The organism is Burkholderia sp. Ac-20384 (assembly GCF_017104605.1).
In the GTDB taxonomy this organism is placed as follows: Bacteria; Pseudomonadota; Gammaproteobacteria; order Burkholderiales; family Burkholderiaceae; genus Burkholderia; species Burkholderia lata.
Genome location: NZ_JAAGPE010000254.1, coordinates 1 through 13,714, shown reverse-complemented (window position 1 = coordinate 13,714; position 13,714 = coordinate 1). Strand labels below are relative to the sequence as shown.

Annotated in this window: 12 protein-coding genes; 6 read left to right on the top strand and 6 right to left on the bottom strand. The window is 66.9% G+C overall.

Going from position 1 to position 13,714, the window contains the following annotated elements:
• On the top strand, nt 1-896 hold an 896-nt coding region (locus G3O00_RS32155; protein WP_206145395.1), incomplete at its 5' end, for a M48 family metallopeptidase.
• Nucleotides 897-960: 64 nt separating this feature from the next.
• Here the strand turns inward: G3O00_RS32155 and G3O00_RS32150 are convergent.
• Nucleotides 961-1,917: an AraC family transcriptional regulator gene (locus tag G3O00_RS32150; protein WP_206145394.1), complete on the bottom strand. Its 957-nt coding sequence runs from the start codon at nt 1,915-1,917 to the stop codon at nt 961-963.
• Nucleotides 1,918-2,144: 227 nt separating this feature from the next.
• On the opposite strand from G3O00_RS32150, the gene G3O00_RS32145 reads away from it, so the two are divergent.
• On the top strand, nt 2,145-3,197 hold the full coding sequence (locus G3O00_RS32145; RefSeq protein WP_011353552.1) for an NAD(P)-dependent alcohol dehydrogenase: 1,053 nt from the start codon (nt 2,145-2,147) through the stop codon (nt 3,195-3,197).
• Between the two features lie 126 nt (nt 3,198-3,323).
• Here the strand turns inward: G3O00_RS32145 and G3O00_RS32140 are convergent, their stop codons facing one another.
• From G3O00_RS32140 to gatC, 5 genes are all read right to left on the bottom strand, one after another.
• On the bottom strand, nt 3,324-4,097 hold the full coding sequence (locus tag G3O00_RS32140; RefSeq protein ID WP_174937421.1) for an exodeoxyribonuclease III: 774 nt from the start codon (nt 4,095-4,097) through the stop codon (nt 3,324-3,326).
• A gap of 40 nt (nt 4,098-4,137) precedes the next feature.
• Nucleotides 4,138-4,977, bottom strand: coding sequence for a polyphosphate kinase 2 family protein (locus G3O00_RS32135; RefSeq protein ID WP_206145393.1), 840 nt, complete (start codon nt 4,975-4,977; stop codon nt 4,138-4,140).
• A gap of 118 nt (nt 4,978-5,095) precedes the next feature.
• Nucleotides 5,096-6,571 (bottom strand): Asp-tRNA(Asn)/Glu-tRNA(Gln) amidotransferase subunit GatB, encoded by a 1,476-nt coding sequence (gatB, locus tag G3O00_RS32130; RefSeq protein ID WP_206145392.1) that lies wholly within the window; start codon nt 6,569-6,571, stop codon nt 5,096-5,098.
• A gap of 4 nt (nt 6,572-6,575) precedes the next feature.
• Nucleotides 6,576-8,066, bottom strand: coding sequence for an Asp-tRNA(Asn)/Glu-tRNA(Gln) amidotransferase subunit GatA (gene gatA / locus G3O00_RS32125; RefSeq protein ID WP_011353556.1), 1,491 nt, complete (start codon nt 8,064-8,066; stop codon nt 6,576-6,578).
• A 69-nt stretch (nt 8,067-8,135) separates the two neighbouring features.
• A complete protein-coding gene (gene gatC, locus G3O00_RS32120; protein WP_011353557.1) occupies nt 8,136-8,435 on the bottom strand; it encodes an Asp-tRNA(Asn)/Glu-tRNA(Gln) amidotransferase subunit GatC in 300 nt (99 codons plus the stop codon).
• A gap of 367 nt (nt 8,436-8,802) precedes the next feature.
• On the opposite strand from gatC, the gene G3O00_RS32115 reads away from it, so the two are divergent.
• The 4 genes from G3O00_RS32115 to mrdA all read left to right on the top strand — a co-directional run.
• Nucleotides 8,803-9,846, top strand: coding sequence for a rod shape-determining protein (locus G3O00_RS32115; protein ID WP_004189550.1), 1,044 nt, complete (start codon nt 8,803-8,805; stop codon nt 9,844-9,846).
• A 126-nt stretch (nt 9,847-9,972) separates the two neighbouring features.
• Nucleotides 9,973-11,040 carry a rod shape-determining protein MreC gene (gene mreC, locus G3O00_RS32110; protein WP_174989344.1) on the top strand — a complete coding sequence of 356 codons (1,068 nt, stop codon included), beginning with the start codon at nt 9,973-9,975 and terminating at the stop codon, nt 11,038-11,040.
• Nucleotides 11,037-11,549: a rod shape-determining protein MreD gene (gene mreD / locus G3O00_RS32105; RefSeq protein WP_009687274.1), complete on the top strand. Its 513-nt coding sequence runs from the start codon at nt 11,037-11,039 to the stop codon at nt 11,547-11,549. The genes mreC and mreD overlap by 4 nt, the downstream gene beginning before the upstream one ends.
• Before the next feature lie 114 nt (nt 11,550-11,663).
• On the top strand, nt 11,664-13,714 hold a 2,051-nt coding region (gene mrdA, locus G3O00_RS32100; protein WP_206145391.1), incomplete at its 3' end, for a penicillin-binding protein 2.

The window sequence follows — 13,714 nt, the reverse complement described above, 5'->3', positions numbered from 1 at the left end:
CGGCTCCCGCCGCCCCCGCCCAGCCGGCCGCCGCCGAACCCGCGCAACCGACCGGCGGCGCCGCGTCGACGAAGGCTTATGCGCAGACGCCGCAGCAGGTCCGTTACGGCGACGCCATTGCCTTCCGCACGCTGATTCCGTCACCGCTGCTCGAGCAGCTCACGGCGAACGAATACGCGCAGATCGTGCAGGCGGCCGCCGACAGCAATCGCCTGCTGCCGGCGAACCAGCCGCGCGTGAAGCGCCTGCGCGCGATCGTCGCGAAGCTCGCGCCGTATTCGGTGAAATGGAACGACCGCGTAAAGAACTGGGCGTGGGACGTCAACGCGATCCGCTCGCGCGACATTCGCCTGACCTGCCTGCCGGGCGGCAAGGTGCTCGTGTACGGCGGCCTGCTCGACCGTGTCCGCCTGAACGACGACGAGCTCGGCGTGCTGCTCGCGCACGGCATCGCGCATGCGCTGCGCGAACACGCGCGCAGCAACTTCAGCGCGACCTCGCAGACGTCGCTGCGCGCGGCTGCGCTGCCGCCGCTGTTCGGCGTCGGCGAGCCGCTGCCGCAGGCCCTGAACCTCGGCGATCGCCTGCAGGCGCTCCACTACAACGCAACCGACGAGACCGAAGCCGACGTGATCGGCGGCGACATCGCCGCGCGCGCGGGCTTCGATCCCCGCGCGGCGATCACGCTGTGGGACAAGCTCGCGGTCGCAACCCGCGGGAACAAGGCGACGGGCTTCATCTACACGCACCCGTACAGCACCGCCCGCCGCCAGGATCTGCTGAACCGCCTGCCGGATCTCATGCCGCTGTACGCGAAGGCGGTGGGCAAGCGCGTCGACACGCTGCCCGATTACGCGGGCATCAGCGCGCAGCGTCGCAAGGTCGTGCGGCGCTGAGCACGCGGCAGCGCTGCACACCGCTTCCCCACGCGTGGCACCTCCGCTGCGCGCCGCCGTTCGCTCAGGTCGTCAGGTCGATCGCCGCCCGATCGCCAACCGGCCGGCTTCCGCTTTCGCGCATCCAGCGCACCTCGTCACCCGGACTGCGGCCGAACAGCCGCTTGAACTCACGGCTGAACTGCGACGCGCTCGCATAGCCGACGCGCGCGGCCGCCGCGCCGGCGCCCACCCCGTCCTGCACCATCATCAGCCGCGCCTGGTGCAGCCGCGCGGTCTTCACGTACTGCATCGGCGAGGTTGCCGTCACGTGCTTGAACTGCGCATGGAACACCGCGAGACTCATGCCGGCCTCGCGCGCGAGCGTCTCGACGTCGAGGTCGGTCCTCAGGTCGGCGTGAATGCGCCGCAACGCCTTCGCGATGCGGCCGAAGTGATGCTGCTGGACGAGCGCCGCGCGGATCGCGTCGCCCTGTTCGCCCGTCAGCACCCGATACGCGATCTCGCGCATGATCGCGGGGCCCAGCACACGCGTGTCGTGCGGCGACGCGAGCGCTTCGAGCAACCGCACGACCGCATCGGCCAGCGGCGCGTCGAGCGGCGTCGAATCCACGCCGAGCGGCTCGCTGATGGGCACTCCGAGCGTCTCGTCGAGCAGGATCGCGAGCTCGGCGATCACCGCGAGATCGACGCGGATCGAGATCGCGAGAAACGGCTCGTCCTGGCTCGCGAAGGTCTCGCATTCGAACGGCAGCGGCACCGACAGCACGAGATATTGCTGCGCGTCGTACACGAACGAGCGCTCGCCGAGATAGCCGAGCTTGCGCCCCTGGCACACGACGACGATGCTCGGCTCGTACAACACGGGCATGCGCGGCCCCGGCCGGCTCACGCGGATGAAGCGCACGCCGTCGAGCGCCGCACGCGTGTCGCCCTCGTTCGGTGCGAGGCGCGTATGCAGCTCGACCATGCGGCGCTGCACGCGGTCGCCCGTATCGGCGAAAAGGGGCTCGAAGCTCATCTGCGTGGTCCTGTCCGGCAAGAGAATCTGGCTCGCAATGTAGCACCTTGAACGTGTTTTGACGGCCGTTTGCGCGCAGTTAGAGAGGAATAGGCAAATCTTCCAGACCTTCGTGTATTTCGCTGCGGCGCCGCGCTCCTTACGATGACGTCCTGCCTCGCCGCATCGCCACATGATGCGACGGCAGTCTGTTTCGCCGGATGCTTTCCGGACAAGGAGCCCATCGCATGAGCACTACCTATGCCTACGCGGCGACCGATTCGCAGTCGCCGCTCGCCCCGTTCGAATTCCAGCGTCGCGCGCTGCGCGACCTCGACGTCCAGATCGACGTCCTCTACTGCGGCGTCTGCCACTCGGACCTGCACCAGGCCCGCAACGAATGGCGCAACACGATCTATCCGGTCGTGCCGGGCCATGAAATCGTCGGCCGCGTGACCGCGACCGGCCCGCAGGTCTCGCGCTTCAAGGTCGGCGAGCTGGTCGGCGTCGGCTGCCTCGTCGATTCGTGCCGCACCTGCCCGAGCTGCGCCGACGGCCTCGAGCAATATTGCGAGAACGGCTTCGTCGGCACCTACAACGGCCAGGATCGCGTGACGGGCGACATCACGTTCGGCGGCTATTCGACGCAGCTCGTCGTCGACGAGGCGTTCGTGCTGCGCGTGCCCGACACGCTCGACCCGGCCGGCGCCGCACCGCTGCTGTGCGCGGGGATCACGACCTACTCGCCGCTGCGGCAGTGGAACGTCGGCCCCGGCAAGAAGGTCGGCATCGTCGGGCTCGGCGGCCTCGGCCACATGGGCGTGAAGCTGGCGCGCGCGATGGGTGCGCACGTCGTGCTGTTCACGACGTCGCCGTCGAAGATCGAGGACGGCAAGCGGGTCGGCGCACACGAAGTCGTGATCTCGAAGGACGAAGCGCAGATGAACGCGCACCTGAACAGCTTCGACTTCATCCTGAACACGGTCGCCGCGCAGCACGACCTGAACCCGTTCCTGCACCTGCTGAAGCGCGACGGCACGATGACGCTGGTCGGCGCGCCGGAGCACGACCATCCGTCGCCGCAGGTGTTCAACCTGATCTTCAAGCGCCGCCGCCTCGCGGGCTCGCTGATCGGCGGGATCGCGGAAACGCAGGAAATGCTCGACTTCTGCGCGGAGCACGGGATCACGTCGGATATCGAAACGATTCCGATGCAGCAGATCAACGCGGCCTACGAGCGGATGCTGAAGAGCGACGTGAAGTACCGGTTCGTGATCGACATGGCGTCGATCAAGCATTGAGCGCCGCCGGGCGGCATGCACGATCGCCGCCCCAAAAGAAACGGGCCGCATGTTCGACATGCGGCCCGTTTTTGCATCCGGCGGCCGGACGATCCGGCTGCTACGCGCGCGGCGCAGCGCGGGACGTCACTTCTTGTAGTCGTAGTCGATCGTCAGCGGCGCATGGTCGCTGAACTTGATGTCCTTGAAGATCGACGTGCTTTTCGCGGTGCCGGCCACGCCCGGCGTCGCGATCTGGTAATCGATCCGCCACCCGACGTTCTTCGCATACGCCTGGCCGCGGTTGCTCCACCACGTGTACTGCTCGGCGCGCGGGTCGAGCGTGCGGAACACGTCGACATAGCCGACATCGTCGAACAGCTTCGTGAGCCATTCGCGCTCTTCCGGCAGGCAGCCCGAGTTCTTCTGGTTGCTCTTCCAGTTCTTGATGTCGATTTCCTTGTGGACGATGTTCACGTCGCCGCACAGGATCACCTCGCGCTTCTTCTTCAGCGCGGCGAGGTGCGGCATGAACTCGTCCATGAAGCGGTACTTCGCCTGCTGGCGCTCTTCGCCGCTCGAGCCGGACGGCACGTACACCGACACGACCGACAGCTTGCCGTAGCGCGCCTCGACGTAACGCCCTTCGGAATCGAATTCGCTGCTGCCGAAGCCGATGATCACGTCATCGGGCTCGCGGCGGCTGTACACGCCGGCGCCGCTGTAGCCCTTCTTCTCGGCGTGGTGGAAATAGCTCTTGAAGCCGTGCGGCTCGACGAATTCGGCCGGCAGGTCGTCGGCCGAGACCTTGATTTCCTGCACGCACACGCAATCGGCGTTCTGTTCGCCGAGCCACTCGAAGAAGCCCTTCTTCGCGGCGGAGCGGATGCCGTTCAGGTTGGCGGTAATCACTCGCATCATGTCGGATTCCGTTCAGTTCGATGTTTTTCAGGGGTGCAGCTTAGCGGATCTTCACGCCTTCGAGCTCGGGCTTCGGCGGCGGGAATTCCAGCTTCATGTCGGTCATCGTGCGCAGCAGCAGCTCGGCGATCATCACGTTGCGGTGCGTCTTCGAGTTCGCCGGGATCACATACCACGGCGCATGCTCGGCCGACGTCGCGGCGAGCGCGTCGCGGTAGGCCGACTGGTACGCGTCCCAGTGCTTGCGCGCGTCGAGATCGGAGATGTCGAACTTCCAGTGCTTGGTCGGATCGTCGATGCGCGCCTGCAGCCGCTCGCGCTGCTCGTCCTTCGAGATGTGCAGGAAACACTTGATGATCGTCGTGCCGTTCTCGACCAGCATCGTCTCGAAATCGCGGATCTGCCGGTAGCGGCGCTCGCATTCCTTCGCGTCGATCAGGTCGAGCACGCGCGGCACGAGCACGTCTTCATAGTGGCTGCGGTTGAAGATCGCGAGCTCGCCCGCGGCCGGCACCTGCGCATGCACGCGCCACAGGAAGTCGTGCGCGGCCTCGATCGGCGTGGGCGCCTTGAACGGCACGACGCGCAGGCCAAGAGGATCGACCTCGCGGAACACCGCGCGCACGGTGCCGTCCTTGCCGCTGGTGTCCATCCCCTGCAGCACGAGCAGCACGCGCTTCTTCTGCTGTGTGTGCAGGCGCTCCTGCTGCACGTCGAGCTCGGTCGACACGGCCGACAGCCGTTCGCGGTCGTCGTCCTTCGAACCGGACGAAAACGGCTTCGCGGCCGGGTCGAACGCATCGAGCTTGAATGCTGCGGCTTCCTTCTCGCGCGTGCAGTACGGCACGCGGAAATCGTCGAGCGACGGTTGTTTCGCCATTCGTTCCTCCGTTGGACGCTGTGGTGCATACGATAACGCATCCACCAAACGCAACGGGCCGCCCCGAACTGGATCGGGGCGGCCCGTCGTCATGCGCGGTTCAGGCGCGCGGTCATGCTCAGCCGAGCTTCTTCTTCAGCAGTTCGTTGACCTGCTGCGGATTGGCCTTGCCCTTGGTCGCCTTCATCGCCTGGCCGATCAGCGCGTTGAACGCCTTCTCCTTGCCCGCGCGGAATTCCTCGACCGACTTCGCGTTCGCCGCGAGCACTTCGTCGATGATCGCTTCCAGCGCGCCGGTGTCGGAGATCTGCTTCAGCCCCTTCGCGTCGATGATGCGGTCGGCCGCCCCTTCGTCGTCGGCCTTCTCGTCCCAGATCGTCGTGAAGATTTCCTTCGCGATCTTGTTCGAGATCGTGCCGTCGGCGATGCGCTGCAACACGAGCGCGAGCTGCGCAGCCGAGACCGGAATCGCGTCGATCTCGATGCCATCGCGGTTCAGCTGCGACGAAACGTCGCCCATCAGCCAGTTCGCGGCGATCTTCGCGTTCGCGGTGCCCGCCTTCGCGACCACGGCCTCGAAGTACGCGGCCATCGCCTTGCTCGACGTCAGCACGCCCGCGTCGTACGCGGACACGCCGTATTCGTCGGCGAAGCGCTGCTGCATCGCGGCCGGCAGCTCGGGCATCCCGGACTGCACGCGCTCGATCCAGTCCTGGCCGATCACGAGCGGCATCAGGTCGGGGTCGGGGAAGTAGCGGTAATCGTGCGCGTCTTCCTTGCTGCGCATCGAACGCGTCTCGCGCTTGTCCGGATCGTAGAGGCGCGTTTCCTGGACGACTTCGCCGCCGTCCTCGATCAGCTCGATCTGGCGACGCACTTCGAAATTGATCGCTTCCTCGAGGAACCGGAACGAGTTCAGGTTCTTGATTTCCGCGCGCGTGCCGAACTTCTCCTGGCCGACCGGACGCACCGACACGTTCGCGTCGCAGCGGAACGAGCCTTCCTGCATGTTGCCGTCGCAGATGCCGAGCCACACGACGAGCCCGTGCAGCGCCTTCGCGTAGGCCACGGCCTCGGCCGCGCTGCGCATTTCCGGCTCGGTGACGATCTCGAGCAGCGGCGTGCCCGCTCGGTTCAGGTCGATCCCCGTCATCCCGGCGAAGTCTTCATGCAGCGACTTGCCCGCATCTTCCTCGAGGTGCGCGCGGGTCAGGTTGACGGTCTTTTCGTACGCGTCCTTGCCGGCCTTTTCGTTGGCGGGCACCTGGATCGTGATCTGGCCGCCCTGCACGACCGGAATCTCGTACTGGCTGATCTGATAGCCCTTCGGCAGATCGGGGTAGAAATAATTCTTGCGCGCGAAGATGCTGCGCGGCGCGATGGTCGAGCCGATCGCGAGGCCGAAGCGGATCGCGCGTTCGACCGCGCCGCGGTTCAGCACCGGCAGCACGCCCGGCAGCGCCAGGTCGACCGGGCAGGCCTGCGTGTTCGGCTCGGCGCCGAACTGCGTCGACGCGCCCGAGAAAATCTTCGAGACGGTCGACAGTTGCGCGTGCGTCTCGAGACCGATGACGACTTCCCATTGAGTTGCCATGTGCTTACACCCCCGCCGGAACTTGCTTGTGCCAGTCGGTCGCGCGCTGGAACGCGTCCGCGACCTGCAGCATCCGGGCTTCGTTGAAATAGTTGCCGATGATCTGCAGGCCGACCGGGCGCTTCGCGTTCGCGCCCGCACCGAAGCCGCACGGCACGCTCATGCCGGGCAGGCCGGCGAGGCTCACCGACAGCGTGTAGATATCCGCGAGATACATCTGCACCGGATCGTCGCCCTTCGAGCCGAGATCCCATGCGACCGTCGGCGACGCCGGGCCCATGATCACGTCGCAGGACTTGAACGCTTCCTGGAAATCGTTCGCGATGATGCGGCGGATCTTCTGCGCCTGCAGGTAGTACGCGTCGTAGTAGCCGTGCGACAGCACGTACGCGCCGACCAGAATCCGGCGCTTCACCTCGGGGCCGAAGCCTTCCGCGCGCGACTTCTTGTACATGTCGAGCAGGTCGCCGTACTGCGCGGCGCGGTGGCCGAAGCGCACGCCGTCGAAACGCGACAGGTTCGACGACGCTTCCGCCGGCGCGATCACGTAGTACACGGGGATCGACAGCTCCGTCTTCGGCAGCGACACGGGCACGAGCGTCGCGCCGAGCGCTTCATACTGCTTCAGGGCCGCGTCGATCGTCGCGCGCACGTCGTCGGCGAGACCGTCGCCGAAATACTCGTTCGGCAGGCCGATGCGCAGGCCCGCGAGCGGCTTGCCCGCATCGTTGCCGGCCGCCCACGGCTGGCCGAGGTGGCGCGTGAAGTCTTCATCTTCGCGCTCGAGGCTCGTCGAGTCGCGCTCGTCGAAGCCGGCCATCGCATTCAGCAGCAGCGCGCAGTCGGACGCGCTCTGCGCCATCGGGCCGCCCTGGTCGAGCGACGACGCGAACGCGATCATCCCGTAGCGCGACACGCGGCCGTAGGTCGGCTTGATGCCCGTCACGCCCGCGAACGACGCGGGCTGGCGGATCGAGCCGCCGGTGTCGGTGCCGGTCGCGGCCGGCGCGAGGCGCGCGGCGACGGCGGCCGAGCTGCCGCCCGAGCTGCCGCCCGGCACCGCGTTGGTGTCCCACGGGTTCTTCACCGCGCCGAACGCCGAATTCTCGTTCGACGAGCCCATCGCGAACTCGTCCATGTTGGTCTTGCCGAGCGTGACCATGCCGGCCGCCTGCAGGCGGGCGACGACGGTCGCGTCGAACGGGCTCTCGTAATTCGCGAGCATCTTCGAGCCGGCGGTCGAGTGCCAGCCGCGCGTGACGAAGACATCCTTGTGCGCGATCGGCAGGCCGGTGAGCGCGCCGCCCGCGCCGCGCGCGAGCTCGGCGTCGGCAGCTTTCGCCTGCGCGAGGGTCAGATCGGCATCGACGTGGACGAACGCGTTCAGGTCGCGCGCGGCTTCGATCCGTTTCAGGTAGAGCTGCGCGAGCTCGACGGCCGAGCATTCCTTGGCGGCGAGCGCGGCGCGCAGTTCGGTCAGGCTTTTTGCGTGCATTGAGTGGTTTTCCTGGGAATTCTGGGTGGCGCGCGGCGCAAAGGCGGCGGCGCGCTTGTCATCGAATGCTTACTCGATCACCTTCGGCACAAGATAGAGGCCGTCCTGGACGGCCGGCGCCGGACGCTGGTTGTCGTCGCGATTGACGACTTCCGTCACGGCGTCTTCGCGCAGGCGCTGCGCGACTTCCTGGATCTGTTCGATCGGGTGGGCGAGCGGCGCGATGCCGGCGGTGTCGACCGCCTGCATCTGCTCGACGAGGCCGAAGAGTTCATTGAGCTGGCCGAGCATGTGCTCGGCGTCGGCGTCGGCCATTTCGAGTCGCGCCAGGTGCGCGATGCGTTTCACATCGGTCAGGGTCAGGGCCATGCGATCACCGGAAAAACAAGGCTGCGCAGCGCATCAAAAGCAGCACTGCGGCGGGGGGTTGGAGGGTGCGATCCCACCCTCAAAAATCGGGGCCGAAGCGGCAAAAATACCGGCCGTTTCGATTCAAATACCGTGAAATTATAAGGTATCATTACGCGTTCGACCCAAACCCGGCAGCCTTTTCCCGCACCGTTTCGCCCCGCTTCGGCAAGCCGTGCGTGCATCGTGCGATCCCCGGTAGACATCACTCGCAGCTTCGTGCGCCGCGGCGGCCGCTTCCGCCACGCTTCCCGAGGCTGTTATTTTTTCCGCTGCCGCCCTCAGCGCTCGCTATGCAGGGCCGGCCCAGAGCGAAACAGGATTCTGAATGTTCGGTTTTTTGCGCAGCTACTTCTCCAACGATCTCGCGATCGACCTCGGCACCGCAAACACCCTGATCTACATGCGCGGCAAGGGCATCGTGCTCGATGAGCCGTCCGTCGTGTCGATCCGCCAGGAAGGCGGCCCCAACGGCAAGAAGACCATCCAGGCAGTCGGTAAGGAAGCCAAGCAGATGCTCGGCAAGGTGCCGGGCAACATCGAGGCGATCCGCCCGATGAAGGACGGCGTGATCGCCGACTTCACCGTCACCGAGCAGATGATCAAGCAGTTCATCAAGACGGCCCACGAGTCGCGCATGTTCTCGCCGTCGCCGCGCATCATCATCTGCGTGCCGTGCGGCTCGACCCAGGTCGAGCGCCGCGCGATCAAGGAAGCCGCGCACGGCGCCGGCGCATCGCAGGTCTACCTGATCGAAGAGCCGATGGCCGCTGCGATCGGCGCGGGCCTGCCGGTGTCGGAAGCCACCGGCTCGATGGTCGTCGACATCGGCGGCGGCACGACGGAAGTCGGCGTGATCTCGCTCGGCGGCATCGTGTACAAGGGTTCGGTGCGCGTCGGCGGCGACAAGTTCGACGAGGCGATCGTCAACTACATCCGCCGCAACTACGGGATGCTGATCGGCGAACAGACCGCCGAAGCGATCAAGAAGGAAATCGGCTCCGCGTTCCCGGGCTCCGAAGTCAAGGAAATGGAAGTGAAGGGCCGCAACCTGTCGGAAGGCATTCCGCGCAGCTTCACGATCTCCAGCAACGAAATTCTCGAAGCGCTGACCGATCCGCTGAACCAGATCGTGTCGTCGGTGAAGATCGCGCTCGAACAGACGCCGCCGGAACTCGGCGCCGACATCGCCGAACGCGGGATGATGCTGACGGGCGGCGGCGCACTGCTGCGCGATCTCGATCGCCTGCTGGCGGAAGAAACCGGCCTGCCGGTGCTCGTCGCGGAAGATCCGCTCACCTGTGTCGTGCGCGGTTCGGGCATGGCGCTCGAGCGCATGGACAAGCTGGGCAGCATCTTCTCGTACGAGTGATCGTCCAGGTAGTCTTCCTGACATGACGCAACCGCGGCGTGGCCGGCTCGCTCGTTTAGAACGAACCGCCGCGCCGTTTGCGCGTCTGAGCATCATTTAACCGATCATTCGCGCCCGGCGCCGACCATGGAATACAGTCCGCCGCCCCTCTTCAAGCAAGGTCCGCCCGCGCTCGCGCGGCTCATCTTCTTCGTTGCCCTCGCCATCGCGCTCCTCGTCTCGGACGCGCGCTTCAGCACGCTCGAAATCGTCCGCGGCGTGCTCGGCACCGTGCTCTACCCGCTGCAGCGCGCCGCGCTCGTGCCGCGCGACCTGTTCATGGGCGCGGCCGACATCGCCGTCACCGGCGCATCGTTGCGCCATGAGAACGACGACCTCCGCAAGCGCAACCTGCAGTTGTCCACGCAAGCCAACCAGGCCGCCGTGCTCACGCAGGAGAACGCGCACCTGCGCGCGGTGCTCGAGCTGCGCCAGCACATCGCGACGCAATCGACGCCGGCCGAAATCCAGTACGACACGAGCGATCCGTTCACGCAGAAGATCGTGATCGGCCAGGGGTCGCAGCAGGGCATCCAGAACGGCGCGCCCGTCGTCAGCGAAAACGGCGTGGTCGGCCAGGTCACGCGCGTGTTCCCGCTCCAGTCCGAAGTCACGCTGGTCACCGACCGCGATCTCGCGATTCCCGTGCAGGTGCTGCGCACCGGCCTGCGCAGCGTGATCTACGGCACGCCGAAGGGCGATTCGCTCGACCTGCGCTTCGTGCCGACGAGCGCGGATCTCGTCGTCGGCGACGAGCTCGTCACGAGCGGCCTCGACGGCGTCTACCCGCCCGGCCTGCCGGTCGCGAAGGTCGTGCGCGTCGACAAGCTCGCCGATACGGCGTTCGCACGCGTGACCTGCGCGCCGATCGCCGCCGTACGCGGCGCGCGCCAGATGCTCGTGCTGCATTACCAGAACGACATCCCGCCGCGTCCGGCCGAGCCCGATCCGGCCGCCGACAAGAACGCGAAGGGCAAGAAGGGCGCGAAGGCCGCCGCCAAGGGCGAGAAGGCCGACAAGGCTGATGCGAATGCGAAGCCGGCCGCCGCGGCCCAGCCTGGCGCGAAGCCCGCGCCTGCGGCGCCGGCCGCTCCGGCCAAGCCCGCCGCCACGCCCGCGAAACCCGCGGCCGGGCAATCAGGAGCCCAGCGATGAATCGCCCGCAATACATCCTGCAGCCGGTCAATCCGTACTTCATCGTCTTCAGCCTCGCCGCCGCGTTCCTGCTGAACCTGATGCCGTGGGGCCGCCTGCCCGGCGTGCCCGACTTCGTCGCGCTCGTGCTGCTGTTCTGGAACATCCACCAGCCGCGCAAGGTCGGGATGGGCGTCGCGTTCGCGCTCGGCATCCTGATGGACGTGCATGACGCGGGGCTGCTCGGCGAGCATGCGCTCGCCTATACGCTGCTGTCGTACGGCGCGATCACGATCCACCGCCGCGTGCTGTGGATGCCGATCGGCGTGCAGGTGCTGTACGTCACGCCGCTGCTGGTCGTCGCGCAGCTCGTCCCGTTCGTGATCCGCCTCGTGATGGGCGCCGCGTTCCCGGGCTGGCGCTATCTGGTCGACGGCTTCGTCGAGGCCGCGCTGTGGCCGATCGCGAGCCACCTGCTGCTGATGCCGCAACGCCGCCCGGTCGATCCGGACGATACGCGCCCCATCTGAGCCAGGGGCCTGCCTTGAATACCCGCCGCCTCCACGCCCGCCGCGCGCCGCGCTTCGGGGCGGCACCTCGCCCGCGCCCGCACGCCGTGCGTGGGCCAGATCGCCTCTAATCGCATGACCGAATTCAACGACACCCAACAGCAGCTCTCGAAGTTCCGCCTGCGCGTCGCGGCGGCGGGCGTGTTCGTGTTCGTCTGCTTCGGGCTGCTCGCGAGCCGTTTCTTCTACCTGCAGTTGATGCAGCACGGCAAATACGCGCTGCAGGCCGAGGAAAACCGCATCTCCGTCGCACCGATCGTGCCGAACCGCGGGATCATCACCGACCGCAACGGCGTGATCCTCGCGAAGAACTATTCGGCGTACACGCTCGAGATCACGCCGTCGAAGCTCGACGACACGCTCGACAACACGATCGACAAGCTGTCCGAGATCATCCCGATCGACGCGCGCGACCGCCGCCGCTTCAAGAAGCTGCAGGAAGACTCGAAGAACTTCGAGAGCCTGCCGATCCGCACCCGGCTCACCGACGCGGAAGTCGCACGCTTCACCGCGCAGCGCTTCCGCTTCCCCGGCGTCGACGTGCGCGCGCGGCTGTTCCGGCAATATCCGCTCGGCACGACGGCCGCGCACGTGATCGGCTACATCGGCCGGATCTCGAAGCGCGACCAGGATCGCATCGACGCGATGAGCGACGACAACGACAGCGATCAGGAAAACTACGATCCGCGCCGCGACGCGAACAACTACAAGGGCACCGACTACATCGGCAAGATCGGCGTCGAGCAGAGCTACGAGACCGAGCTGCACGGGCTGACGGGCTTCGAGGAAGTCGAGGTGACGGCCGGCGGCCGGCCGGTGCGCACGCTGTCGCGCACGCAGGCGACGCCCGGCAACAACCTCGTGCTGTCGCTCGACATCGGGCTGCAGCAGGTCGCCGAGCAGGCGTTCGCCGGCAAGCGCGGCGCGCTGGTCGCGATCGAGCCGAAGACGGGCGACGTGCTCGCGTTCGTGTCGTCGCCGAGCTTCGACCCGAACTCGTTCGTCGACGGCATCGACCAGCAGACCTGGGACGAGCTGAACAACTCGACCGACAAGCCGCTCCTGAACCGCCCGCTGCACGGCACCTACCCGCCCGGCTCGACGTACAAGCCGTTCATGGCGCTCGCCGGCCTGACGCTCGGCAAGCGCACGCCGGGCTGGGGCTTCCAGGATCCCGGCTACTTCACGTTCGGCGGCCACACGTTCCGCAACGACGTGCGCTCGGGCCAGGGCTGGGTCGACATGAACAAGGCAATCATGGTGTCGAACGACACCTACTTCTACATGCTCGCGCGCGATCTCGGCGTGAACTCGATCGCGAACTTCATGAAACCGTTCGGCTTCGGCCAGATCACCGGGATCGACATCCAGGGCGAGGCGCGCGGGATCCTGCCGTCGACCGACTGGAAGAAGAAGGCGTTCAAGAAGGCCGCGCAGCAGAAGTGGTTCGACGGCGAGACGATCAGCCTCGGGATCGGCCAGGGCTACAACTCGTTCACGATCCTGCAGCTCGCGCACGCGACCGCGACGCTCGCGAACAACGGCGTCGTGATGAAGCCCCACCTCGTGAAGGAAGTCGAGGATCCGATCTCGCGCGGGCGCCACCTGACCGTGCCGAAGGAAAGCGAAGTGATCCCGCTCAAGCAGGCCGACATCGACGTCGTGAAGCGCGGGATGGAGAACGTGATCGAGAACCCGTCCGGCACCGCGTACAAGGTGTTCCGCGGCGCGCCGTACCTCGCCGCCGGCAAGACCGGTACCGCACAGGTGTTCTCGCTGCAAGGCTCCAACTACAAGGGCCACCTGCTCGCCGAGCACCTGCGCGACCACGCGCTGTTCATCGCGTACGCGCCGGTCGACCATCCGCAGATCGCCGTCGCGCTGGTCGTCGAGAACGGCGGCTGGGGGGCGCAGGCCGCCGGCCCGATCGCGCGCCGCGTGCTCGACTTCTACCTCATCGACCGCCAGAAACCGGAGAACGAGGCCGCGGCCGTGGCGGCCGCGGCGTCGGCGACCGAACCGATCAACGCGCCGGTGATCGGCGACGCGAACAAGCCTGCTGGCGTCGCGGCCGGCTTCACGGCGCTGCCGCAGCCGGTCGTGCCGACTGCGGCCAGCGCGGCGGA

Coding starts and splice junctions, on each gene's coding strand:
- G3O00_RS32150 (WP_206145394.1), bottom strand. CDS start 1,917: ATGAGCTTCGAGCCCCTTTTCGCCGATACGGGCGACCGCGTGCAGCGC.
- G3O00_RS32145 (WP_011353552.1), top strand. CDS start 2,145: ATGAGCACTACCTATGCCTACGCGGCGACCGATTCGCAGTCGCCGCTC.
- G3O00_RS32140 (WP_174937421.1), bottom strand. CDS start 4,097: ATGATGCGAGTGATTACCGCCAACCTGAACGGCATCCGCTCCGCCGCG.
- G3O00_RS32135 (WP_206145393.1), bottom strand. CDS start 4,977: ATGGCGAAACAACCGTCGCTCGACGATTTCCGCGTGCCGTACTGCACG.
- gatB (WP_206145392.1), bottom strand. CDS start 6,571: ATGGCAACTCAATGGGAAGTCGTCATCGGTCTCGAGACGCACGCGCAA.
- gatA (WP_011353556.1), bottom strand. CDS start 8,066: ATGCACGCAAAAAGCCTGACCGAACTGCGCGCCGCGCTCGCCGCCAAG.
- gatC (WP_011353557.1), bottom strand. CDS start 8,435: ATGGCCCTGACCCTGACCGATGTGAAACGCATCGCGCACCTGGCGCGA.
- G3O00_RS32115 (WP_004189550.1), top strand. CDS start 8,803: ATGTTCGGTTTTTTGCGCAGCTACTTCTCCAACGATCTCGCGATCGAC.
- mreC (WP_174989344.1), top strand. CDS start 9,973: ATGGAATACAGTCCGCCGCCCCTCTTCAAGCAAGGTCCGCCCGCGCTC.
- mreD (WP_009687274.1), top strand. CDS start 11,037: ATGAATCGCCCGCAATACATCCTGCAGCCGGTCAATCCGTACTTCATC.